Here is a 23,802-nt window from a genome sequence, read left to right on the forward strand (position 1 = left end):
CAAATGAGGGAGTCGATTACTATAAGGGGGGCGTTAAGTAGTATCAACCAACAGTTTGAGCGGTAAGCTGGGAATAAGAAAAGGGTGTACGTTACTGTTCGTTATTGATAGAATACATGAGGGGAGCTTAATGCTATTAACTAAAAGTAGAAACAAATTGGTCGTAAAATTCGTCTAATATATAAGCAAGTTTGCAATCATATGGGGAAATGAGGAAAGACAGAATGCTTTTAAACGTATTTAAAGAAATGAAATCTATTCAAAAATTTATCTTTGAATTTTCATTAAGGGATTTTAAGACAAGATATTTAGGCTCTTTCCTAGGCGTGCTTTGGGCGTTCATTCAACCGACCATTCAAATTCTTATCTTTTGGTTCGTTTTTCAAGTCGGGTTTAAAAATGTTCCTGTCGATAATTTTCCATTTATTCTCTGGCTTATTTCTGCGATGATTCCATGGTTTTTTATTTCAGATAGCATTCAAAATGCTACGAATTCTATCGTTGATAATAGTTATTTAGTGAAAAAAGTAGTTTTTAGAGTCAGTATCTTGCCTGTTGTGAAAATTTATTCTGCTCTATATGTACATCTCTTTTTCCTTATCTTTATTTTAGTGATGTTTGCAATATATGGATATACGCCTTCTTTATATAACTTGCAGGTTTTTTATTATCTGGCGGGTGCTATGCTGCTTGTTTTGGGAATTTCATGGATTACTGCATCTCTTGTTATCTTCCTAAAAGATGTTGGCCAATTTGTGGCAATGGTATTGCAATTTGGCTTTTGGCTGACACCTATTTTTTACTCAATATCCATAATACCAGAAAAATATCATTTCTTATTTAAGTTGAACCCTTTTTATTATATTACGGATGGGTATCGGGATTCTTTTATTTATCATGAATGGTTTTGGCAGCATCCGTTATCAACTTTGTATTTTTGGTGTGTAACTATTGTGATACTCATTATTGGGGGCTTTATCTTTAAAAAACTCCGTCCTCATTTTGCAGATGTGTTGTAAATGAAAGGGGAAATAACTGTGAATGGGCAATATGCTATTGAAGTCCAGAATTTAAATAAAACGTATAAGTTGTACGATAAACCAGTAGATCGCTTGAAAGAAGCGGTTAACTTTGCAAATAGAAAATTTCATAAGGATTTCGGCGCCTTAGAAGATGTGAGCTTCTCATTAAAAAAAGGAGAAGTGCTTGGCATTATTGGGAAAAATGGTTCTGGGAAATCTACATTGTTAAAGATTATTACTGGTGTTCTTACACCAACATCGGGCAACGTATCTGTAAATGGCAAGATTGCGGCGCTGCTCGAGCTCGGTGCAGGCTTTAATCCGGAGTACAATGGAATTGAGAATATATTCCTTAACGGAACGATAATGGGTTTTAAAAAGGAAGAAGTTGAAGCTAAGCTAGATGATATATTGGCTTTTGCAGATATCGGGGATTTTATTTATCAACCAGTTAAGTCTTATTCGAGCGGGATGTTTGCAAGATTGGCGTTTGCTGTAGCTATTAATGTGGATCCCGACATTTTAATTGTCGATGAGGCTCTGGCAGTGGGGGATATTCATTTTCAAGCGAAGTGCTATCGTAAATTTGATGAGTTTAAAGAACAAGGGAAAACGATACTATTCGTTACCCATGCTTTAGATAGCATTATTAGATATTGTACTTCCGCTATTGTTCTGAATGAAGGCAAGCTGATCAATCAAGGGTCACCTAAAGAGATGGTGGATGTATTTAAAAAGATTATAACAAGCAGCACGGCAAAGCGTGAACAGAAAAATGCAGTAACATCAGCTGAGCTGGTAAGTGAATGGAAAGAAAAGATGGAGGTCCACCCTGATCTTGTGGAATATGGTGACCGTCAGGTGGAAATTATTGACTACGGTATTTTTAATGAAACGAATCATTTAAATTCTACACTTCAAAGCGACGAGATGACTACGTTTAAGATGAAGGTTTACTTTCATCAAGCTGTTTCTAATCCGATATTCGCTTATACCATTAAAGATGTGAAAGGACTGGAAATTGCGGGAAGCAATTCTTGGTATGATGGTATTTTGACTGGCGATTATAACCAAGGAGATGAAGTGGTCATTACTTTTACCCATCAATTAAACCTTCAACATGGAGATTACATGCTGTCCTTGGGCTGTACAGGATATAATGGCGATGATCTAGTAGTCTATCACCGCCTATACGACGTTCTCTTTTTCAAGGTTGTATTATTTAAATCAATTGTAGGTATTACTAATTTGAATACCAATACTTATATTGAACGGATAGGGTAGGAAAGAGGGAGCTATGGGAGAGAATAGTTTGGATTTAAACCTGAATTACTATAGTGGCCATGATCAATATAGCGACGGGGATATTGAAGACGAGCTATTGGAAATCGTTAAGAACAATACCTCGTTTACCGACATTTTGCATCATAATACTAGATGGCCGATTCTTTATCATTTATCTCCATTAAGATGGAATCTTCTGCAATGGTACCCTTTTAAAAAAGATGCATCTTTGCTGGAAATTGGTGCAGGCTGTGGCGCGTTAACAGGTCTTTTTTGTGAAAAAGTGAACGATGTCACAGTAGTCGAGTTATCGCAGAAGAGAGCTCAAATTATTTCGGAAAGATGCAAGCAGCATGACAACATAAACATATTTGTAGGCAATATGCAGGAAGTGCAGCTTGAGAAGAAGTTTGACTACATTACATTAATTGGCGTATTAGAATACGCTGGGAAATATATTGATGGAGTAAATCCGCACGTTGATTTTATAGAGAGGGTTAAAACCTTTCTTAAGCCTGATGGCGTATTAATTATAGCGATTGAAAATAAGTTTGGCCTAAAATACTGGGCAGGTGCGCGTGAGGACCATACAGGTGCTTTATTCGAGAGTATTGAAGGCTACACCAATAACAATGGAGTGGAGACCTTCAGCAGAATGGAGCTGGAGAAAATCCTTTCTGCAGCAGGAATGACAGCAGGGAAGTTCTATTATCCGATACCAGATTATAAATTGCCAAACCAAATTTTTTCAGATGAGTATTTGCCCAAAACAGGAGAACTACGCACATCACCAAATTATGATCGCGATCGGTACTTAATTTTTGACGAACAAGCTGCCATGAATAATTTAATTGATAATGACCATTTTCCTTTTTTCTCTAATTCATTTCTAATTTTCTCTAGGCAAGGTGATAAATAGTGGAAATTTTGTATGCTAAATATAATAGAGAACGCTTGCCTGATTTTCAGACAGAGACGATGATCTACAAAGATTCAGGCCAACTGTATGCGCGTAAAAAAGCGATGACGATTCAAGCCGTTGGGCACATTCAGTCAATGGTTAATAATTATACGATACTTCAGCAGTCTATGAGAGCAGTAGAAATTGTTAAGCCAACATTGGATAAAGATTCAATTGTTTTTAATTATTCTGAGTTTCCATCTCTGGATTCTTTATTGTTTCAGGCAATTAAGCAAAATAATAGAGATTTGTTTTTTGAGTATTTAGGAATATACCGAAATATGCTCCTTCAACAAGAGCTGTCTTCTTTTGAACTATTTACGTCGGATCCATCATTTGAAGTGGTTTTTAAGCAAAAAGTAAGCATACCGGAAGTTAACTGTATGAACCATGCCAATATAGATTTAACTTTTGATAACTTGACGATAAATGGGAGCGGCCAGCTAACCGTTATTGATTATGAATGGGTTTTTAATTTTCATATTCCAATAGAATTCGTAATGTTTCGTGCAGTAACGGAGTTTTCAGTTAAGTATTCCAAGCATTTTAAAGATTTTGTTGAATTGGCGAAAGTGTATACTTTCTTAGGTATAAGGCAGGCGAATGTTCACATTTTTAAAGCAATGGAAGATAGCTTTCAGAATTTTGTTTTCGGTGAAGCCAGGAAGTATGCCTCAACCTTGAACGTTCAAAATAATTCCTTGAGTTTTTCGGAAATGGAAGCCAGAAGTCAAGAGCTTGAGTCGAAAAAACAAGAAGTCGAGGCCAGAAATCAAGAAGTACTGACTAAAAACCGCGAAATTGAACGGCTATATATTGAAAAAGAGCAGCTAAATATAGATAAGAGACAGCAAGATGAAGAATTTCGCGATCTACAGCTGCATTTAGAAAAGCTTGATGCTAAAGTATTTGGACAGAATGAGCGTATTAAGCAGTTGGAGCAATTAGCGGAAGAAAGAAATCAGACGATTTATAATAAAGAGGGGCATATTCAACAGCTTCTCGTTCAAGAAAGAAAACTGGACAATATCTATAACTCTGGCGGCTGGCGTCTTTTGAAGAAATACTACGCTGTCAGGGATTTTGCTATGCCGTCTAATAGTAGACGCAGAGTTTTTCTAAAGCTGTTCAATAAGTTTGTGAAAAATCCAAAGTTTCTAATGAAAAGTTTAAATAAAAATAATCTCAAAAAATTGAAATATTATATGAACGCCGAGGAAGCAAAGCAACTGGAGCATCGTATTGATACTTATGTGGATCGTTATGTAGAAGATTCCCATTCAAGTACAGCGGTTCAACTGTTTGAACATAAAGAATACTCGAAGCTTGAATTTGAGCAGTTTACTAGCCCATTAGTATCTATTATTATTCCTGTTTATAATCAATTCAATTATACGTATTCTTGTTTAGCATCCATTTTGGAAAATACTAAAGGAATAGCTTATGAGATTATTATTGCTGATGATATGTCCTCAGATGAAACGATAAATATAAGCGATTATGTAACGAATATTCAGGTAGTGAGGGATGGAGTCAATCGCGGTTTTTTGCTGAATTGCAACAATGCGGCTAAGCATGCAAAAGGTAAATACCTCTTTTTCTTAAATAATGATACGAATGTTCAATCTGAATGGCTCGATTGTTTAGTACGATTAATTGAATCGGATGATTCCATTGGTATGGTAGGCTCCAAGCTCATATATCCAGATGGCAGGCAGCAGGAGGCTGGAGGGATCATATGGAACGACGCCAGCGGCTGGAATTATGGCCGGTTAAGTGATCCGGCAGCTGCTGAATTCAATTATGTAAAAGAAGTGGACTACATATCTGGGGCAGCTATATTAATTCGTCATGATCTCTGGGGAACTATCGGTGGTTTTGATGAAAGATATGTCCCTGCTTATTTCGAAGATTCAGATTTAGCATTTGAAGTTAGAAAACATGGATATAAGGTAGTATTGCAGCCTAAATCGGTAGTTGTGCATTTCGAGGGGATTTCCCATGGAACGGATACTGGGAGCGGTGTAAAGAGCTATCAAGTAAAAAATAAAGAGAAGTTTATCGCCAAGTGGGAAAAACAATTAAGCCAACAATTTATGAATGGCGAACATGTTTTTCATGCAAGAGACCGCAGTTCCAGAAAAAAGACATTGCTGATTATTGATCATTATGTCCCTCATTATGATAAAGATGCAGGGAGTAAAACGATCTTTCAATACATTGGATTTTTTGTGAATGCCGGCATGAATGTAAAGTTCATAGGTGATAATTATTTCAAACATGAGCCTTATACAACGCAATTGGAACAAATGGGAGTAGAAGTGCTTTACGGTAGCCACTATGAGAAAAATATAGAAAAATGGCTTTCTCAAAACGGTAGTTATATTGATTTTGTTTTTCTAAATCGTCCGCATATATCTATTAAATATATGGATATGGTTAGAAAACATACAAAGGCTAAAGTCATTTATTATGGTCATGATCTTCATTATTTGAGAGAGCTTCGTGAATATGAGCTTACCCAAAACGAGTTTCTTCTACAAGAATCGAATAGATGGAAGAAAATTGAGGTTGAGCTATTTCAAAAGGCGGATGTCGTATATTATCCTTCTCAAGTTGAAATTAACAAAATTCACGAAATGCTTCCGGATTTAAAGGCAAAAGCTATTCCAGCTTATATTTATGATATTTCAAAAGCAAAATTGAATAGAAATATTCGCAGCACTAAAGATTTGCTTTTTGTTGGTGGCTTTGGACATAAACCGAATGTAGATGGTGTAATGTGGTTCATTTCAGAGGTTTTCCCTACTATTCTAAAATCGTCGCCAGACATGAAAATTCATATTGTTGGCTCCAATCCGCCTGAGGTTGTCAAAGATTTGGCGAGTGCTTCAATCATTGTACACGGTTTTGTTACAGATGATAGACTCGAACAATTGTATGAATCCTCTCGAATTGCAGTCGTGCCTCTCCGATATGGTGCAGGGGTAAAAGGAAAAGTAGTTGAGGCTTTATATAATCAGATACCTATTGTAACGACTACTGTAGGCTCTGAAGGTTTGCAGGAGATTGACCGTTATTTGGTTGAGGCCGATGGCAGTGAGCAAATGGCAGCACAAATTATTGAGTTATATAGCGATGAAGAAAAGTTGCGCAGGTTGTCAGAAAGCTCAATTTCATATGTTCAAAAATATTTTTCGTCTGAAACGGTTGAATCCATCATCGCGGATGATTTTATTTAAAAGGTTACGGAAGGATGTTAAACAATGATTTTTAGATCTAAGGCACCCTTAAGATTAGGCTTGGCTGGAGGGGGCACAGATGTATCTCCTTATTGTGATGAATTCGGGGGCTACGTTCTTAATGCTACGGTAGATATGTATGCTTACTGCACAATTGAAGTTACAGAGGATAATAAAGTTTCGTTCAATGCATCAGACAGAGAAGAATATGTACAATACGATGCCGTACAAGTATTGGAATATGACGGACTATTGGATTTGCATAAAGGTGTCTATAATAGAATCGTTAAGGAATTCAATCATCTTGAACCGTTATCTTTTAAAATGACAACTTATTCTGATGCACCTGCAGGATCAGGATTAGGTTCTTCCTCTACATTGGTTGTAGCTATTCTTCAAGCTTATTCGGAATGGCTAAATCTTCCTTTGGGGGAATATGATATTGCGCAGCTAGCGTATCAAATTGAACGAAATGATGTGGGTTTAAGTGGCGGAAAGCAGGATCAATATGCAGCTGCATTTGGTGGGTTTAACTTTATTGAATTTTATAAAGATGATCGTGTCATCGTGAATCCTCTCCGTATTAAAAGTTGGATCGTTAATGAGTTGGAAAGTTCCATAGTGTTATATTATTTAGGGGCTTCGAGGGAGTCAGCAAAAATTATAGATGAACAAGTGAAAAATACGCAAAATAAAAATGAAAAATCAATTGGTGCTATGCATGAACTTAAGGCAGATGCCCTTACGATGAAAGAGAATATTTTAAAAGGTAATCTTAAAGATTTCTCGGTTAATCTCAACAAGTCTTGGAATGCAAAGAAGAGGATGGCTGCTTCTATTTCCAATGATTTGATTGACCAAATATATGATGTTGCGATGGAAGCAGGAGCATATGCCGGTAAGGTCTCTGGAGCCGGAGGTGGTGGGTTTATGATGTTTATGGTAGACCCGGCTAGAAGAAGGCAATTGATAGCTAAATTGCAGGAGCAACAAGGGAAAGTCATTAATTTTCATTTCACTGAAAAAGGTACAGAAAGCTGGAGGGCATAATGATGCAAAAATATATTAATGATCAAATTGAAAATTCTTATTTGGTTAAAAAGGCGATTTTAGAGAGTAAAGAACTTACTGAATTAATTAAACAGGTTGCTGAAGTAACTACACAAGTTTATCAAAAAGGAAATAAAACTTTATTGGCGGGAAATGGGGGAAGCGCTGCCGATGCTCAGCACATTGCAGGGGAATTTGTAAGCCGTTTTTATTTTGATCGTCCGGGCCTGCCTTCCATAGCTCTAACGACGGATACTTCCATTTTAACTGCAGTAGGCAACGATTACGGCTACGAGGAGTTATTTGCTCGACAAATTCAGGCAAACGGTGTGGAGGGGGATTTATTCATAGGTATTTCCACCTCAGGCAACTCTAAAAACATTATTAAGGCGCTCAAAGAATGCAAGAAAAAGGGTATTATTACGGTAGGCTTTACCGGCAATCATGGTGGGGAGATGGCCGAACTGTGCGATTATAGTATTCAGGTTCCTTCTGATGAGACCCCACGCATTCAGGAATCACATATTTTAATCGGTCATATTATTTGTGCCGTTGTAGAAGAAACTATATTTGGCAAAGGATTTAATTAATATGGAAGCCATTATTTTGGCTGGTGGTTTTGGCACAAGGTTGAAGCAAGTTGTCGCTGATGTGCCAAAACCAATGGCACTTATCAATGGAAAACCATTCTTAACTTATGTATTAAATACTCTTCAGCAGCAAGGGGTAAAGAGAGTAATTTTATCAACGGGATACAAACATCAGCTTATTGAAGAATATTACGGCAACAGCTTTGCAAATACACTGGAGCTCTTATATTCAGTGGAAGAAGCTCCTCTTGGAACAGGAGGGGCTATTCTGAAAGCTGTGGAGTTTATAAAAGGTGATGACTTTTTAGTACTAAATGGTGATACCTTATTCAATGTCGATGTGAATCAATTAATGTTTACTCATCAAAAACATAATGCGGATATTACAATTTCATTGAAAGAAATGCATCATTTTGACCGATATGGGACTGTAACGTTAGTAGAAAATGATGTGGTTGGATTTGAAGAAAAGCGAAAAACAGATCGGGGTTATATTAATGGAGGCGTTTATGCTCTTTCTCGCGATACCTTTAATAAATATGATCTTCCTGTAAGTTTTTCTTTTGAAACTGATTTTATTCAACGTTATTTTAATGAACTGACTATTAAAGCTGTCCCATTCGACAACTACTTTATAGATATTGGTATCCCAGAGGATTACTATCGGGCACAAAGCGAGTTGGGAAATCATGAATAAGGCCTTGTTTTTGGACCGTGATGGTGTCATTAATATTGAGAAAAACTACGTTCATAAAATTGAAGATTTTGAATTTGTAGAGGGCATATTTGAAGTAATGAGGTATGCGCAGCAAAAAAAATACTTCTTGATCATAATTACGAATCAAGCCGGAATTGGGAGAGGCTACTATACAGAAGATGATTTTGAGGTTCTTAATCGTTGGATGCTGGATCAATTCGAGAAACAAGGAATATCGGTAAACAAGGTGTATTATTGTCCCTTCCATCCCGAGCATGGAGTAGGATCGTATAAACAGGATTCCTTCAATAGAAAACCGAATCCAGGGATGATATTGGAGGCGGAGGAAGAGTTTGGTTTGGACTTATCTTCCTGCCTATTGCTGGGAGATAAAGAAAGCGATATTGAAGCCGGTATTCGTGCTGGAGTAAAGCTTAATATTTTATTGCATGATTCGGCCCCTGTCTATGAAACGAAGGCGAATCAAACGATTGAGAAAGTAATTGATATGATCACTTTATTAGATGATGAAAAGTAATTTGATGATGAGTAGGCCTTTAAATCAATAAGCAGGGAGTAGCTATGAATACAACTACTGAACTTGAACTGGAGAAAAAGCCTAGAACCTTGAATGATTTATTAAAGGGAAGGGAAAATTATTTTGATTTAATCCGACTAGTGGCGGCTATATTGGTTATTTTTTCTCATGCCTATCCGCTATCGGGGAGTGGAAATGAAGAACCTTTATATCGTATTTCTAATGGTCAAATTACCTTAGGCAATTTGGCTGTGTATGTTTTCTTTATTATTAGCGGTTTATTAATTACTCAAAGTTATTTGTATTCCAATAATCTTATTACCTTTTTAAAAGCAAGACTATTAAGGATTTTTCCAGGTTTAATAGGGGTGTTATTTTTCTCAGCCTTATTGTTAGGCCCTATCGTGACTTCGTTATCATTTCGTGAATATTTTATGGACCACGGAGTTATTCAATATTTAAAAGCTGTGTTTTTGTTCCCTATGCAGTGGAACTTGCCAGGAGTGTTTGAAATAAATGCATATAAAGGCTCCGTAAATGGATCGTTATGGACGATTCCCTTTGAGTTTTTATGTTATCTCGTTATAGGCGCTTTAGGATTCTTAGGGCTTTTAAAGCATCGTTATTTAATGCTGTTACTGACGAGTGCTTTATTTTATTATTATGTATTTAGTGATACGATTGCCCCAGCAGGCGGCGGGCATTTGTTTGGATTAGAAGTTAAAACGCTATCTGAACTTCTTCTTTTTTTTATGATAGGAAGTATTGCCTGTTTATTTAAAAACGTTATATACATAAAAAAAGAATTTGTGATGATAGGAGTAGCTTTATTATTCCTCTCACTCTACTATGGGGGCTTTAAGCCCATTTTTGTAATTGTGGGAGCCTATCTCATTCTTTATGCAGCCTTTCTACCTCAGACTAAACTTGGCGTCATTACTAAATATGGGGACTTCTCTTATGGCATCTATTTATATGCCTTTCCTATTCAACAAACTGTAACGCATTTTTTTGGAGGCAAGACAAGTGAGTGGGTAAATTTTTTAATCGCCTTCCCTTTAACGTATTTGTTGGCTATAGCCTCTTGGTTTATTATTGAGAAAAATTTTCTGAAACTTAAGAAGGTAAAGCTTATTGGTGAGAAAAATTTAGATCGACTGCTCCCTAATTTCATAATAAGAGTGTGGGAAATATTACAGACAGTAATTAACTACTTATTGAATATGAACTGGTTAAAGTATTCAGTTTATCTTATTATAATTGTTATATTGTTTTTGAACTTTAATGCAAAACCAAGTGTTATTGAATTTCCCTATTTAAAAAGCGAGAGTGTTTTTAAAGATGGATGGCTACCACAAAATAATAATGAAAATTACCGTTGGATTGCTCAAAAGGCAAATATCGAGTTGGATGTCCCTAGTAATGCCAAACTACTTATTAATGGTTTCGTGCCAGAGGAATTCAAGGAAATTAGTAAAGTAAGCATATACTTAAATAATGCTAAGATCAATGATACGGATATTAAACCTGGCGAAGGGTTCTTTTTAAATATCCCGGTGCAATCATCGAGTAATACAAATTTGGTTACTATAGAATTTAATGCTGTGCATATACCATCGGAGACAAATGAAGATCAGCGTCAAATGAGTGCTTTGATTAGTAAGATACAGGTTTTGAGCTGATAAGTATAAAGATCTTATTATTCAGAAAATTGGGGAGAAGTTATGAAAGAATTGGATACAAACAAAAAAAAGTATATTTTATTTTGTTTAGTAGGAGCCGCTATCTGTTCTGTATTATTTCAATACGCAGCTTTGAAAAATATATTGGTTAAAGTGTACACTTGGCAGCTTGAACAACCGGAAACAATGAATGGAATAGGAGAAATTATTTTAATTGCATTCTTATTCACTTTAGCGATTTTATTAACTAAAAGCAATAAGTCTGTATATATAATTACCATATTAAGCGGGATTTTTTTGTATCTTCATGGTGTTTTAATAGCAGCTTTATTGAGTGTTATTTACTTTGAAACAATTATATCTATTGGTAGAGCCACTCTAAAAATTGTTTTAAGAAATAAGAAAACTAATAATAAAAATGAATATCTTGCATTTTTTTTGATAGGATTGTTGATTTGGGGTACCGTGAGTATAATATGCTCTTTATTAGGATTTGGTAGTTTTAATGATTTAAGAATAGTTACAGTAATATTATTGTTGATGAGTTTCATTAACGGTTTTAACCTACCTTTTAGTGCTTATGCCTTTATAAAATTCAAAAGCTTAACAACATCTGAAAAAATTCCTGCTACATTTGTGCTTTTATTAATACTTATACAATTTGCAAAGTCAAATACATTATTAGTATATGAATTTGACTCCATATGGTATGGGTTGAGACCTGAAGCAGTATTGGTGGGAGAAAATTCCTTTTACGATAACTTGGGTTTAGTTAGTTATGTTCATTTATATCCCAAATTTTTGGAATTCTTTTTAATTCCGATTAGTAATTTGGGGAGCTACAGCTATATTATTTCAGGAAATGTAATGTTTCTTCTGCTTTTACTCTATACTGTTTTTTTATTTTTTAGAGAATTGTCTAATACTAAATTTATTTCATTTTTTTATGTTTGTCTAATAGGATGTATCCCTATGGTTTCCAATATGGCATCGACTTCAAAGACAGATATTTTTTCTACCTTCTTAATAGTGTTGGGTTTATATTATATGTGGAAATGGTTTTTCTATTTGAGAAATCCTTCTAATGAGTCAGAAAGCATTTATTTTTGGTACGCTATTATCGCTTTTGTTTTATCTTTAGGCGGTAAGCCAACCAGCATGCTGTATGTTCCATTTATTATTGTAGGAGCAGTTATATATGGGTTTATGAATAGGAAGGAATTTAAACAGAAAATTAATTTAAAGATTAGTTGGCTTCCTCTGCTGTTGTTTAGTTTTTCAGTCTTCATATTTCTAGGAATATGTTATAGAACATATATCATTACAGGAGTTCCCATTTACCCTACATTCGGAAATGTATGGAGTTTACTTGGTTTTGACGTTAAATATCCTTTTATAATGAAAAACGTTGGAGAGGTCGCCTCATCTGATGCTTTTGGAATGATAAATATCTTTTCACGCTGGTATCATTTGTTGTTTGATCCGCAGCCATTTGGACATGTTATTATGTTATGGATGGGGAATTTTGGCTTAATATTAGTTGGTTTGTTTATTTTATTGAACCTACTGAGAGTTAAAGTGATTCAAAAAAACAACATTTTAATTCTTGTTCTACCTGTTTGTTTGGTTGGTGTTTATTATGCCACAGTTCTTCCAAACGGTGGAGACAGCAATTTTTACTTGGTTCCTTTAATTTTAGTATTAGTAAGCCTACTCAGTTACATATCTTTTCTAATGTTTGAGTATAAAAATCTCCTCATAATTTCTTTAATATTAGTTATCCCTTTTCAATCACTTATAATGTTTACGTCGCATCCTTCTTGGAGTTATGGCATGTCTCCTATAAATGCTACTATTCAAAAAAGCAATAACACAGTAGAAATGAAAAATAAGCTATTTGAATATAATGATTTAACGAAAATTGAACAAAGATTGAAAGAAGATGATGGCTTTCAAAAGTGTATTGGTTTGGGAGATGATTATTTATTAAATCAACTATCATGCAGAATGGAAACAGTAAATGCTTCGGCATCGGATTATTTGGGTAACTCCCAATTGTTTTCTGACTTGGATAATTTAAAGAAATTTTTATTATGGAGCAAAACCAAATACATTATTATGCCTCATACAATGCCAGAAGACGTTCAATCTGTGTACAATCTTTTTGATGAGTTAAGAAAAGTAGGGATACAAGATGGAAATGTCATTGAGGGAACCAAGTATGACTTAGTTATTCTGAATTATGGTATTAATTAAGAATGGGCAGTTGCCTTCGGTAGAATTAATTTTTATAGATATATCGTAACTGTAGAGAATTGTAGTTTAAGAAAGGTGACCTTAATGAAACCATATTTTTCAATTGTAATACCTGTATATCGCTCTGAAAAAACCTTGGTGAAATTGTATGAGAGCCTTAAGTCGGCACTTGAAGAGCTCGGTAAAAGTTTCGAAATCATATTAGTCGAAGACTGCGGTGGAGACAATTCATGGGGTGTGATTCAGAAGCTAAGCGAGCAAGATAACCGCGTCATTGGAATCAAATTCACTAAAAATTATGGGCAGCATGCAGCGATAATTTGTGGAATTGCAAAGGCAGAGGGAGAATGGATTATTACACTAGATGATGATTTAGAGCAAAGGCCAGAAGATATTCCTTTGCTTTATGAAGAAACCAAGAAAGGATACGATCTAGTCTATGGCATTTATAAAGAAAGGTCACATGCTAAATGGAGGAACATGACCTCGCAATTGGCAAGAAACTTATTTAATAAAGCCATTCCAAATTTGAATTATGAATATACATCTTTTAGAATGATGCATGCAAGAATTGGAAAGGCATTAATCCAATTTGAATCGCCCTTCCCCTTTGTAGATGGTTATTTAGCATGGGTTACAAATAATTATTCAACAGTATTTGTAGAACATGGAGTGAGGCAGCACGGAGGCAGTAACTACAGTGTATCCAAGCTAGTTAAGCATACGGTGAATATTTTTGTATCTTTTTCTGATATACCTTTGAAGTTTGCTTCATGGATAGGATTACTAGCATTTGCTTCAGGGTTCACCTGGTTATTAGTTATCCTATCCAGGAAAATATTTATTGGAATTCCAATTGCGGGTTATGCATCAATCATAGCTGGAGTAGTATTATTTGGAGGAATTCAGTTATTAGTACTTGGAATTTTCGGAGAGTACTTAAGCAGAATTAATTTTAAAACGACTAAAAAACCACTATATATTATTTCAAAATCTACTGAAAATGAGTAGGAGCTGCTAATGAAGATCATAATTATCGGTGGTAAAGGTACGGCTGTTAATATTGCAGATCAAATAATGGATGCTCAAATTAAGCATGGAGAAAAGACGGAGTTTCTGGGCTTCTCTATAGATGATGTTTCGTTAGGAGCATCTATAAATGGATATCCTATTCTTTGTTCCACTGCTAATCTCCAAAATCAATTTGGAAAGTATTCTGATGTAAAGTATATATACTCTCTTTACAAACCTGAAAAAATGATGGAGAGGGCTAAACTTCTTGATAGCTACGAAATACCAATCAGCAAATTTTACACGTTTATACATCCAACATCATACGTCTCCAAAAATGTGGAGATTGGTGTTGGAAATGTAATTCTGTCTCATTGTTCAATTCAAACTAACGTGAGAATTGGTAATTATAATATTATTAACTCTAATGTGGTGGTTGAGCACGATACTCAAATGAAAAATAATAATTATATTGCTGCCTCTGTTTGTATCGGGTCAAATATTAAGATGGAGAATGGCATATTTGTTGGTTTAAACTCTTCCATTAGAGAGGATATTAAAATAAACGACTATGCATTTATTGGTATGGGCTCAAATGTACTAACGGATGTGCAGTTGAATAAAGTTGTATTTGGCAATCCAGCAAAGGAGTATAAGCATGATCCTAGAACCTAGAGCTTCTGCAATTATATATAATTTGTTGAGTGAAATTCCAGATCATAAAATTTTCTTACTACCTTCAAATGTGTGTCCAATCGTTCCGATCACTTTTTTTAAAGCAAATAAAAGAATTGAATTTATAGATATATGTAATGAAACATTATGCATGGATGAAGAAGTGGCTCTACAGAAGCTTAAATTAAACTCAGAGCAATACGCTGGTGTTTTTTTTGTTCGGACATTTGGAGTGAATAACTCATTTGAGGATTTTTTCAAAAGTATAAAGGAAATAAGCGAAGATTTTATGATTATTGATGATAAATGTCTTGCTGTGCCGAATCTACAGCATGTTAGGACTTATGCTGATGTAATTTTATACAGCACGGGATATTCTAAAATAGTCGATTTAGGTTTTGGAGGATTTGCACAAATCAATCGGGATGTTAAATACAAAAAACATACCCTTCAATATAATGAATTCATGCATGAAGAATTAGTCAAAGACTACAAGCAGAATCTAAAGGAACGTTCTTCTTATATATATAAAGATTCAGAATGGCTGGATAACTCTATTGTGAAAACATCATTTGAAGAATATTCTAGGCAAGTTGAGCGAGAATATAGGGATAGTATTAAGATGAAAAACAGAATAAATAAGATTTATGCTGATAATCTTCCAGATCGTATTAAGCTTGACCCTGAGTTCCAGCTTTGGAGATTTAACATTAAAGTTCCTAATAGGGATGAAATTATTAATATGCTTTTTGAAAATAATTTATTTGCCAGCACACATTACGCTTCTTTAAAGGGGATATTCACTGAAGGCTTTTCCCCTAAAGCAGAAAGTTTACATTCGAATATTATCAATTTGTTTAATGATAAAAATTTTAGTGAGGAAAAAGCATATCAAACAGTCACTATTATCAAAAATCTTATTTGATTGCAATGAAATTGACTATTGAGGAGAAGACTATGAATACGGTATCTGTAATACAGTCGAATTATATTCCGTGGAAGGGTTATTTTGATATAATCAACGATTCTGATATTTTTATCTTTCATGATGATTTACAATACACGAAAAATGATTGGAGAAATAGAAACAAAGTAAAGACGAATTCAGGTCTGAAATGGCTTACTGTACCCGTAGGTTCAAGAGAAGACAGGCTCATAAATGAGGTAGAGCTGCCACCATCAAACTGGGCAGCAAAGCATTGGAATGAAATTAAAATGACTTATTCTAAAGCTCCATATTTCCATCAATATAAAGATTTTTTTGAGCATATTTATCTTGAGCGTGAATGGAGCAGATTATCAGAATTTAATCAATATGTAATAGAACATATATCAAAAGAGTTTTTAGGAATTAAAGCAACCTTTGTTGATTCAAGTGAATTTAATATAAAGAGTAAAAAGCTAGACAAACTGATAAGCCTGCTCCAAGAAGTAAAAACAGAACAATATATCTCAGGACCCGCGGCTAAAGCCTATATTGAAGAGGAAAGATTCCGCGAGGCCGGTATAAATTTAATCTATAAAGACTATTCGAACTATCCGGAATATTCACAATTTCATCCTCCATTCGAGCATTTTGTTACTATTCTTGATGTTTTGTTTCATACGGGCCCTGATTCAGCATATTTTATCTGGGGATGGAGAAATAATAAAGATGCGATGGAGTATTAATTATATCTTTTTATTATTGAGTGTAATTTTTCAATCCGTTTCTTCTGTTTTATCTAAATTTGCAGCTACTGATTTACAAAAAGATAGTTTCTTTTTAGTGATGCTTAATGGTTATTACCTGGCTGCAATTGTATGCCTGTTTTTGCAGGCAATCTTTTGGCAAATAACGTTGAGAAAGATAGATCTTTCGGTAGCCTATCCTCTAACCTCGTTGAATAATGTCTTTATACTTATATTCAGTTATTTTATTTTTAATGAAGCAGTTACTCTTAATAATATTTTGGGAGTGTTAATAATAATGATAGGCATAGTAATTCAGAACATAAAGAGTGAGACTAAATGATAGTGTTCGTAATTGTTATACTTGTTTTAATTAATAGTTTTGCACAGATTTTTTTGAAACTCGGAGCATTGAATATAAATGAAAAGAAGTCCATTTTAAAGTTTAATATTCAAACGTTAATAGGCTACAGTTTGTTTTTCTTATCTACAATTGTGGTTGTTTATCTTTTGAAACATATAAGCTTTAAAAGTCTTACCATTATTATATCTTTGAATTATGTGAGTACTTTAATACTTTCTAATGTGATTTTGAAAGAAAGATACACAAAACAAACGGTATTGTCGACAGTATTTATTATCATAGGGGTGATTGTTTTTAACTTATGAAAATGAAACAGTTTTTATTTAGTTTGTATTCTTATGTTTTTAACTTGTTTTATATTTTTCTTGAAATATTCCCTCCATTTATGAGGCAAGTTATCTTTAAAGTAGCTTTTAAAAAGTACGGAAAAAATAATAATCTTGATTATAAAACCTATTATAGATATCCGTCAAAAATTACTATTGGAAATAACGTTTGGATTAATAGAGGTTGTCAACTTTACGGCTCCTATCAAATAAAGGAAGCAGAAATTATACTAGGTGACAATATCGCATTAGGGCCCAATGTAGTTGTGTTTTCAGCTTCTCATGACTACCGATATTTAAATCTTCCAGATACAGCAGGTTCAGTAATTATAGAGAACAATGTATGGGTTGGAGGAAATACAACGATATTGCCTGGAGTAGTTTTAGGAGAAGGGTGTGTTATTGGAGCAGGCTCTATTGTCACAAAAAGCATTCCTCCCTATTCCATTGCAATAGGTACCCCAGCGGTAGTGATTAAAAGGAGAGAAATCATCGATGATTCTATTTAATGTTCCTGCAGTGACAGGTACTGAGCAGGCCAATATTCAGAAAGCTATTGTAGGTGGAAAGCTTTCAGGAGATGGCGAGTTCACGAAGTTAAGCAACAGATGGATGGAGAAAACATTTGATACGCCTAAAGCTTTGTTAACAACTTCTTGCACACATGCTTTAGAAATGGCAGCCATATTGGCTGACATAAAGGAAGGCGATGAGGTCATCATGTCTTCCTATACATTTGTTTCTACGGCAAACGCTTTTGTATTGAGAGGGGCTAAAATTGTATTTGTAGATATTCGCCCCGATACAATGAATATAGATGAGACTTTGATTGAAGCTGCTATTACAGCCAGAACTAAAGCTATTGTTCCTGTGCATTATGCAGGTGTTGCTTGTGAAATGGATACAATTATGGGATTGGCCGAGAAGTACAATCTAGTGGTTATTGAAGATGCGGCTCAAGGTGTTATGAGTAAGTATAAGGGGCGGTATTTAGGTACTATTGGTCATATGGGCTGCTACAGTTTTCATGAAACCAAAAACTACAATTGTGGTGAGGGAGGAGCCCTATTAGTCAATAAAGAGCAATACATAGAAAGAGCGGAAATTATCCGTGAAAAAGGTACAGACCGTTCAAGATTTTTCCGAGGGCAAGTTGATAAATACACTTGGGTGGATATTGGCTCATCTTATTTGCCAAGTGAAATAAATGCCGCATTTTTGTATGCTCAACTTGAAAAAGCTGAAGAAATAAATGATAATCGTCTTGCAAGCTGGAACCACTATTACAATGGATTGTTGGAGCTTGAAACTAGAGGTGACATCCACTTACCCTACATTCCTGAGGAATGCGAACATAATGCTCATATGTTCTTTTTAAAGTGCAAATCGATTGAAGAAAGAACTAAATTGACTCAATATTTGAAAGAGTTGGAGATACAATCTGTATTTCATTATATTCCGTTGCATTCTTCGCAAGCAGGGGAGCAATATGCTACATTTTGGGGAGAAGATATTCATACAACTTTGGAAAGCGAGAAGTTGCTTAGGCTGCCAATGTATTATAAATTGTCATCAAGTGATATTGCTAGAGTAGTAGAAAGCATAAATAGATTTTACATGTAAATAAAAATAGGGGCGTGTATGCAGATGAAAGGTATTATTTTGGCAGGTGGAACTGGTTCCAGACTGTATCCTTTAACCAAAGTTACAAACAAACATTTACTTCCGGTAGGGAAATACCCAATGATCTTTCATTCCATTCATAAATTAAAAGAAGCAGGAATTAAAGACATCTTGATTGTAACCGGCAAAGACCATATGGGCGATGTTGTTAATTTGCTTGGAAGTGGCAGCGATATGGGGGCAAGTTTTACTTATAAAGTTCAGGATGAAGCGGGAGGTATTGCTCAGGCGCTCGGATTAGCTGAAAACTTTGTTAACGGTGATCAGATGGTCGTTATTCTTGGAGATAATGTATTTGAAGACAGCATTGCTGATTTTGTGAAAGATTTTAATCAGCAAGATAAGGGAGCTAAAATCCTCATTCAAGAGGTTCACGATCCTCAGCGTTATGGTGTTCCTGAACTTCAAGGAGATAAAATTGTTTCTATTGAGGAAAAACCGCAGGAACCTAAGAGTAAATACGCTGTTACGGGAATATATATGTATGACAGCAGAGTCTTTGAAATTATTAAAACGCTGAAGCCATCTGGTCGCGGCGAATTAGAAATTACGGATGTCAACAATGCGTATATTGAAGCAAATGAGTTGTCTTATGATGTTTTACATGGTTGGTGGACCGATGCAGGAACACATGCTTCGTTGACAAAAGCAAATGCAATGGCTAATGAACTAACATTTGGTGTGGAATTTGGGAAACTTAAACTTTAAAGAGCAGGTGACGTATGAAAGTAATGGATACGAAGCTGCAAGGTGTAAGGCTTCTTGAACCTGCAGTTTATGGAGATAATCGCGGTTTTTTTACTGAAAGCTATAACGAAAAAACGGCTCAGGAAAATGGCATTCACATTAAGTTTATTCAAGATAACCATTCTCTTTCTGTAGAAGCTGGTGTACTCCGTGGTCTCCATTATCAATTAAGTCCGAAAGCTCAGACCAAGCTGGTTCGGGTTACTGCTGGTGCGATTTATGATGTTGTCGTTGATATTCGCAAGAATTCTCCTACCTTTGGTAAGTGGCAGGGCTTTATTCTTTCCGCAGCTAATAAAAGACAACTGCTTGTACCTCAGGGATTCGCACATGGGTTTTGTACGATTGTTGCAAATAGTGAGGTACAATATAAAGTTGACGAACTTTATTCACCTGAGAATGACCGGGGAATTGCTTGGAATGACCCTGCACTTGCTATTGATTGGCCGACTTCTAAGCCAATACTTTCGGATAAAGATAGTAAGCACCCTGTGCTTACCGATGCAGATATTAATTTTGATTACGAAGGGTGAGTTACTAAAATGAAAATATTAGTAACCGGCGGCGCCGGTTTTATAGGTAGCAACTTTGTTTTATATATGATTAATCAATACCCTGAATATAAAATTATTAATGTTGATGCACTTACTTATGCGGGGAATTTAGAAAACTTGCGTTCAATTGAGGCACACTCAAATTATACCTTCCTTAAGATTGATATTACTGATCGGGAGGCACTTGAACCGTTATTTGCAGAAGGAATAGATGCAGTAATTAATTTTGCTGCTGAGTCGCATGTGGATCGCAGCATTTTGCATCCTGAAATTTTTGTGCAAACGAATATTATGGGGACTCAAACTCTTCTAGATCTTTCGAAAAAATACAGCATCAATAAATTTTTGCAGGTGTCTACAGATGAAGTATATGGAACGCTTGGCGATACTGGATTATTTACCGAAGAAACGCAGCTTGCTCCAAACAGCCCTTACTCCGCAAGTAAGGCTGGGGCGGATTTGCTTGTAAGAGCTTATCATGAAACCTTTGGCTTACCTGTTAATATCACTCGTTGTTCTAATAATTATGGCCCCTATCAATTTCCAGAAAAACTCATTCCGCTCATGATTCAAAATGCCCTTCAGGATAAGCCTCTTCCTGTATATGGCGATGGTTTGAATGTAAGGGACTGGTTATATGTAGAAGATCATTGCAGCGCAATTGATCTGGTTTTACACAAAGGGCGCAATGGTGAGGTATACAATGTTGGAGGAAGTAATGAGCGCGATAACCTTCATGTGGTTAAAACCATCCTAGCGGAGCTAGGGAAACCGGAATCACTTATTACGTATGTAAAAGATCGTTTAGGTCATGATCGCAGGTATGCCATTGATGCTGATAAAATACGTAACGAGCTCGGATGGAAGCCGAAATTTGCATATGAGAGCGGAATCAAAGAAACGATTCAATGGTACTTAAACAATAAAGAGTGGATGAATCAGGTTATATCCGGTTCCTACCAGCAATATTACGATACTCAGTATAAGGAGCGCTTGGAGGAGAACGCATGAAGCAGTCTAAGCTGAAAATTATCGTGACTGGTGCTAACGGTCAGTTGGGCCGTGAAATAACGGAATGGCAGACAGAGCAGGCGGAGATTATTGGCCTTGGGCGTGATACCCTTGATATTACAAATTTAATTCAATGTCGGGAAGTGCTCAAACAGCATTTGCCCGATGTTGTTATTCATTGTGCAGCCTATACAGCAGTAGACAAAGCCGAGTCCGAACCGGACGAGGCTTTTCGTGTGAATATGGTTGGGACGCGTAATATAGTTATCGCAGCAAGGGAAGTGGGTTCAAAGCTTTGTTACATCAGCACTGATTATGTTTTTGATGGAACCTCTTCAGTGCCTTATAACGAATATGATCAGACAAACTCTAAAACGATTTATGGCAAATCCAAATTAGGTGGGGAACAGGCTGTTCAATCCCTGCATAATCGTTTTTTTATTGTACGCACGTCTTGGGTATATGGCAGACATGGCAATAATTTTGTGAAGACCATGCTTAAGTTAGGTAAAGAGAAAGATAATTTGAAAGTAGTAGCTGACCAGATTGGTTCTCCAACATATACGTATGATTTAGCGGAGTTCTTATTGGAACTTGTTCAAAGCGATTTTTATGGCATTTATCATGCTTCAAATACAGGAATATGCTCGTGGTTTGAGTTTGCACAAGCTATTTTTGAAGAGAGTGGCTATAAATTGAATTTAGAACCATGTACGACGAATGAATTTCCAAGGCCTGCCCCTCGTCCAGCATATTCCGTAATGGATCACTGTGGGATAAGAAGTACGGGATTCAAACTGTTGCGTCCATGGAAAGAAGCACTTCAGCATTTTCTTGAAAATGTTGATGTTTAACTTTTATCGAAATGAAACTGCTGTATCACTATATATTATTTAATAAAACAAATTTCAATTAATTATTGGTTCATTCCCCGCTCACTGGAAGCGGGGTTTTATCTTCTCCTAGATTTTGTTACAATGCTAGTAGAGTCGAAATTTGATAGAATGTAGGTGAGTGCGCTGTAATGATCCGACAGAATCAAAGGATTTTAACGCAATTATATATGTTGGCGGATCTTCTGTGTACGCTAATCGTTTTCTTAGCAGCGTATTGGCTTAAGTTTTACAGTGAGTTGCTTGATTATGTTCAATCCATTCCGTTTTCTACTTATTTGCTTTGGGGAACCGTTTATTCTTTCTCAGCTGTTGTTGTGGGCTTCTATTTGCAGTTTTATTCACCCAAACGCCGCAAAAACTTTTCCTATGAAGTATTGAAAATTATTCAAATTCAGACGATTAGCTTTCTTGGTTTGCTGAGCTTGTTTTATTTTACAGGCGAAGTACATATTTCCCGGGAGTTTCTTGTTATTTTCTTTGTAATGAATATTATTGCGGTATCGTTATATAGGTATGTAATTAAGTCAATGCTGTTCTCCTTCCGTCGCCGCGGGTATAACAAGCGTTATGTGCTTATTGTTGGTGCAGGCTCAGTGGGGCGAAGCTTTTACGAGAAATTGATTAGGCGTCCGGAACTCGGTTATGAAGCAGTCGGCTTCCTTGATGATTACCAGGAGGAGCATGCGGAAGAGTTTCAGACCATGAAGCCGATTATCGGCTGCCTGGATGATCTTGAGGCGAAGCTGAACGAGCTAACGATTGACGAGGTCATTATAGCGCTTCCGTTAGAAGCGCATAAGAAATACGCGCAAATTATTGAGACATGCGAAAAGACAGGCGTGAAGACGCTAATTATACCGGACTTTTTCGATTTGCTGCCGGCTAGGCCGTTCTTTGATAATTTTGCGGGTATTCCGCTTATTAATGTGCGGGATGTGCCGCTGGATGAGCTCAGCAATCGCGTGCTGAAACGTGGCTTTGATATTATTTTTTCCTTAATCGCAATTATCTTAACGTCCCCCATTATGCTAGCTACGGTAGTCGGGATCAAGCTCACTTCCCCTGGTCCTGTGTTGTTTAAGCAGGAACGGATGGGGCTTGATCGCAAAAACTTTTTTATGTATAAATTCCGCTCGATGCGCGTATCGACTGGTGAGGTTTCCAACACGCAGTGGACGGTGGAAAATGATCCGCGGCGTACGAAATTTGGCAGCTTCCTGCGCCGTACGAGTCTAGATGAGCTTCCGCAGTTTTTCAATGTGCTGTTCGGGCATATGAGCGTCGTCGGTCCGCGGCCTGAGCGTCCGTATTTCGTCAGCCAGTTCAAGGAAGAAATTCCGAAGTATATGATCAAGCACCAGATTCGCCCTGGTATAACCGGTTGGGCACAGACGAACGGGCTGCGTGGCGATACATCGATTGAGGAACGCATCGTCCATGATATTTTTTATATCGAGAACTGGACGTTTATATTGGATTTGAAAATTATCGTAATGACGATTGTGAGAGGGTTTGTCAATAAAAATGCTTACTGACCGCAGT

23 protein-coding genes are annotated in these 23,802 nt (G+C 36.1%); all 23 read left to right on the plus strand.

Translation table 11 applies throughout. The features are described from left to right. The first annotated feature begins 209 nt into the window (after positions 1-209). The 23 genes from AC50X8_RS11095 (at position 210) to AC50X8_RS11205 (ending at position 23,795) form a co-directional block, all read left to right on the plus strand. The gene (locus AC50X8_RS11095) at positions 210-1,019 is read left to right on the plus strand and encodes an ABC transporter permease (protein WP_494879783.1); all 810 of its coding nucleotides are present in this window, start codon (positions 210-212) and stop codon (positions 1,017-1,019) included. A gap of 18 nt (positions 1,020-1,037) precedes the next feature. Continuing rightward, positions 1,038-2,306 (plus strand): ABC transporter ATP-binding protein, encoded by a 1,269-nt coding sequence (locus AC50X8_RS11100; RefSeq protein WP_494859500.1) that lies wholly within the window; start codon positions 1,038-1,040, stop codon positions 2,304-2,306. A 13-nt stretch (positions 2,307-2,319) separates the two neighbouring features. After that, complete coding sequence (locus AC50X8_RS11105; RefSeq protein WP_494859504.1) at positions 2,320-3,225, plus strand: class I SAM-dependent methyltransferase; 906 nt, start codon at positions 2,320-2,322, stop codon at positions 3,223-3,225. Next, a complete protein-coding gene (locus tag AC50X8_RS11110; RefSeq protein WP_494879785.1) occupies positions 3,225-6,509 on the plus strand; it encodes a glycosyltransferase in 3,285 nt (1,094 codons plus the stop codon). The genes AC50X8_RS11105 and AC50X8_RS11110 overlap by 1 nt, the downstream gene beginning before the upstream one ends. A 24-nt stretch (positions 6,510-6,533) precedes the next feature. After that, positions 6,534-7,559, plus strand: a complete 1,026-nt coding sequence (locus tag AC50X8_RS11115) for a GHMP family kinase ATP-binding protein (protein ID WP_494859508.1) — start codon at positions 6,534-6,536, stop codon at positions 7,557-7,559. 2 nt (positions 7,560-7,561) lie between these two features. Continuing rightward, entirely contained in the window at positions 7,562-8,149 is a 588-nt protein-coding gene (locus tag AC50X8_RS11120; RefSeq protein ID WP_494879787.1) for a D-sedoheptulose-7-phosphate isomerase, read from the plus strand. After that, positions 8,130-8,846 carry a nucleotidyltransferase family protein gene (locus AC50X8_RS11125; protein ID WP_494859514.1) on the plus strand — a complete coding sequence of 239 codons (717 nt, stop codon included), beginning with the start codon at positions 8,130-8,132 and terminating at the stop codon, positions 8,844-8,846. The genes AC50X8_RS11120 and AC50X8_RS11125 overlap by 20 nt, the downstream gene beginning before the upstream one ends. Further along, a complete protein-coding gene (locus AC50X8_RS11130; RefSeq protein ID WP_494859517.1) occupies positions 8,839-9,384 on the plus strand; it encodes a D-glycero-alpha-D-manno-heptose-1,7-bisphosphate 7-phosphatase in 546 nt (181 codons plus the stop codon). Before AC50X8_RS11125 ends, AC50X8_RS11130 begins: the two co-directional genes overlap by 8 nt. A 44-nt stretch (positions 9,385-9,428) precedes the next feature. Further along, positions 9,429-11,066, plus strand: a complete 1,638-nt coding sequence (locus AC50X8_RS11135) for an acyltransferase family protein (protein WP_494879789.1) — start codon at positions 9,429-9,431, stop codon at positions 11,064-11,066. A gap of 42 nt (positions 11,067-11,108) precedes the next feature. Then, positions 11,109-13,322 (plus strand): hypothetical protein, encoded by a 2,214-nt coding sequence (locus AC50X8_RS11140; protein WP_494879791.1) that lies wholly within the window; start codon positions 11,109-11,111, stop codon positions 13,320-13,322. Between the two features lie 84 nt (positions 13,323-13,406). Beyond that, entirely contained in the window at positions 13,407-14,333 is a 927-nt protein-coding gene (locus tag AC50X8_RS11145; protein ID WP_494859526.1) for a glycosyltransferase family 2 protein, read from the plus strand. A gap of 9 nt (positions 14,334-14,342) precedes the next feature. Continuing rightward, positions 14,343-15,008 (plus strand): LbetaH domain-containing protein, encoded by a 666-nt coding sequence (locus AC50X8_RS11150; RefSeq protein ID WP_494859530.1) that lies wholly within the window; start codon positions 14,343-14,345, stop codon positions 15,006-15,008. Further along, positions 14,992-15,933 (plus strand): hypothetical protein, encoded by a 942-nt coding sequence (locus AC50X8_RS11155; RefSeq protein ID WP_494859532.1) that lies wholly within the window; start codon positions 14,992-14,994, stop codon positions 15,931-15,933. The genes AC50X8_RS11150 and AC50X8_RS11155 overlap by 17 nt, the downstream gene beginning before the upstream one ends. A gap of 32 nt (positions 15,934-15,965) precedes the next feature. Then, positions 15,966-16,679 carry a WbqC family protein gene (locus AC50X8_RS11160; RefSeq protein ID WP_494859534.1) on the plus strand — a complete coding sequence of 238 codons (714 nt, stop codon included), beginning with the start codon at positions 15,966-15,968 and terminating at the stop codon, positions 16,677-16,679. After that, on the plus strand, positions 16,663-17,022 hold the full coding sequence (locus AC50X8_RS11165) for an EamA family transporter (protein ID WP_494859536.1): 360 nt from the start codon (positions 16,663-16,665) through the stop codon (positions 17,020-17,022). The genes AC50X8_RS11160 and AC50X8_RS11165 overlap by 17 nt, the downstream gene beginning before the upstream one ends. Beyond that, positions 17,019-17,348 (plus strand): EamA family transporter, encoded by a 330-nt coding sequence (locus AC50X8_RS11170; protein ID WP_494859538.1) that lies wholly within the window; start codon positions 17,019-17,021, stop codon positions 17,346-17,348. The genes AC50X8_RS11165 and AC50X8_RS11170 overlap by 4 nt, the downstream gene beginning before the upstream one ends. Continuing rightward, positions 17,345-17,878: an acyltransferase gene (locus AC50X8_RS11175; RefSeq protein WP_494859540.1), complete on the plus strand. Its 534-nt coding sequence runs from the start codon at positions 17,345-17,347 to the stop codon at positions 17,876-17,878. The genes AC50X8_RS11170 and AC50X8_RS11175 overlap by 4 nt, the downstream gene beginning before the upstream one ends. Beyond that, positions 17,865-18,992, plus strand: a complete 1,128-nt coding sequence (gene rffA / locus AC50X8_RS11180) for a dTDP-4-amino-4,6-dideoxygalactose transaminase (RefSeq protein WP_494859541.1) — start codon at positions 17,865-17,867, stop codon at positions 18,990-18,992. The genes AC50X8_RS11175 and rffA overlap by 14 nt, the downstream gene beginning before the upstream one ends. A 24-nt stretch (positions 18,993-19,016) precedes the next feature. Beyond that, the gene (locus tag AC50X8_RS11185; protein WP_494859543.1) at positions 19,017-19,760 is read left to right on the plus strand and encodes a sugar phosphate nucleotidyltransferase; all 744 of its coding nucleotides are present in this window, start codon (positions 19,017-19,019) and stop codon (positions 19,758-19,760) included. A 14-nt stretch (positions 19,761-19,774) separates the two neighbouring features. After that, positions 19,775-20,332, plus strand: a complete 558-nt coding sequence (gene rfbC / locus AC50X8_RS11190; RefSeq protein WP_494859545.1) for a dTDP-4-dehydrorhamnose 3,5-epimerase — start codon at positions 19,775-19,777, stop codon at positions 20,330-20,332. Positions 20,333-20,341: 9 nt separating this feature from the next. Continuing rightward, complete coding sequence (gene rfbB, locus AC50X8_RS11195) at positions 20,342-21,364, plus strand: dTDP-glucose 4,6-dehydratase (RefSeq protein ID WP_494859547.1); 1,023 nt, start codon at positions 20,342-20,344, stop codon at positions 21,362-21,364. Next, positions 21,361-22,218 carry a dTDP-4-dehydrorhamnose reductase gene (gene rfbD, locus AC50X8_RS11200; protein ID WP_494859549.1) on the plus strand — a complete coding sequence of 286 codons (858 nt, stop codon included), beginning with the start codon at positions 21,361-21,363 and terminating at the stop codon, positions 22,216-22,218. Before rfbB ends, rfbD begins: the two co-directional genes overlap by 4 nt. 170 nt (positions 22,219-22,388) lie before the next feature. Next, positions 22,389-23,795, plus strand: coding sequence for an undecaprenyl-phosphate glucose phosphotransferase (locus AC50X8_RS11205; RefSeq protein WP_494859551.1), 1,407 nt, complete (start codon positions 22,389-22,391; stop codon positions 23,793-23,795). Positions 23,796-23,802 lie beyond the last annotated feature (7 nt).

The organism is Paenibacillus sp. JT22N15, assembly GCF_059383755.1.

Excerpts from the sequence above, each read along its gene's own strand:
- AC50X8_RS11095 (WP_494879783.1), top strand. The coding sequence starts at position 210 with ATGAGGAAAGACAGAATGCTTTTAAACGTATTTAAAGAAATGAAATCT.
- AC50X8_RS11105 (WP_494859504.1), top strand. The coding sequence starts at position 2,320 with ATGGGAGAGAATAGTTTGGATTTAAACCTGAATTACTATAGTGGCCAT.
- AC50X8_RS11115 (WP_494859508.1), top strand. The coding sequence starts at position 6,534 with ATGATTTTTAGATCTAAGGCACCCTTAAGATTAGGCTTGGCTGGAGGG.
- AC50X8_RS11120 (WP_494879787.1), top strand. The coding sequence starts at position 7,562 with ATGCAAAAATATATTAATGATCAAATTGAAAATTCTTATTTGGTTAAA.
- AC50X8_RS11130 (WP_494859517.1), top strand. The coding sequence starts at position 8,839 with ATGAATAAGGCCTTGTTTTTGGACCGTGATGGTGTCATTAATATTGAG.
- AC50X8_RS11135 (WP_494879789.1), top strand. The coding sequence starts at position 9,429 with ATGAATACAACTACTGAACTTGAACTGGAGAAAAAGCCTAGAACCTTG.
- AC50X8_RS11140 (WP_494879791.1), top strand. The coding sequence starts at position 11,109 with ATGAAAGAATTGGATACAAACAAAAAAAAGTATATTTTATTTTGTTTA.
- AC50X8_RS11145 (WP_494859526.1), top strand. The coding sequence starts at position 13,407 with ATGAAACCATATTTTTCAATTGTAATACCTGTATATCGCTCTGAAAAA.
- AC50X8_RS11150 (WP_494859530.1), top strand. The coding sequence starts at position 14,343 with ATGAAGATCATAATTATCGGTGGTAAAGGTACGGCTGTTAATATTGCA.
- AC50X8_RS11155 (WP_494859532.1), top strand. The coding sequence starts at position 14,992 with ATGATCCTAGAACCTAGAGCTTCTGCAATTATATATAATTTGTTGAGT.
- AC50X8_RS11160 (WP_494859534.1), top strand. The coding sequence starts at position 15,966 with ATGAATACGGTATCTGTAATACAGTCGAATTATATTCCGTGGAAGGGT.
- AC50X8_RS11165 (WP_494859536.1), top strand. The coding sequence starts at position 16,663 with ATGCGATGGAGTATTAATTATATCTTTTTATTATTGAGTGTAATTTTT.
- AC50X8_RS11170 (WP_494859538.1), top strand. The coding sequence starts at position 17,019 with ATGATAGTGTTCGTAATTGTTATACTTGTTTTAATTAATAGTTTTGCA.
- AC50X8_RS11175 (WP_494859540.1), top strand. The coding sequence starts at position 17,345 with ATGAAAATGAAACAGTTTTTATTTAGTTTGTATTCTTATGTTTTTAAC.
- rffA (WP_494859541.1), top strand. The coding sequence starts at position 17,865 with ATGATTCTATTTAATGTTCCTGCAGTGACAGGTACTGAGCAGGCCAAT.
- AC50X8_RS11185 (WP_494859543.1), top strand. The coding sequence starts at position 19,017 with ATGAAAGGTATTATTTTGGCAGGTGGAACTGGTTCCAGACTGTATCCT.
- rfbC (WP_494859545.1), top strand. The coding sequence starts at position 19,775 with ATGAAAGTAATGGATACGAAGCTGCAAGGTGTAAGGCTTCTTGAACCT.
- rfbB (WP_494859547.1), top strand. The coding sequence starts at position 20,342 with ATGAAAATATTAGTAACCGGCGGCGCCGGTTTTATAGGTAGCAACTTT.
- rfbD (WP_494859549.1), top strand. The coding sequence starts at position 21,361 with ATGAAGCAGTCTAAGCTGAAAATTATCGTGACTGGTGCTAACGGTCAG.
- AC50X8_RS11205 (WP_494859551.1), top strand. The coding sequence starts at position 22,389 with ATGATCCGACAGAATCAAAGGATTTTAACGCAATTATATATGTTGGCG.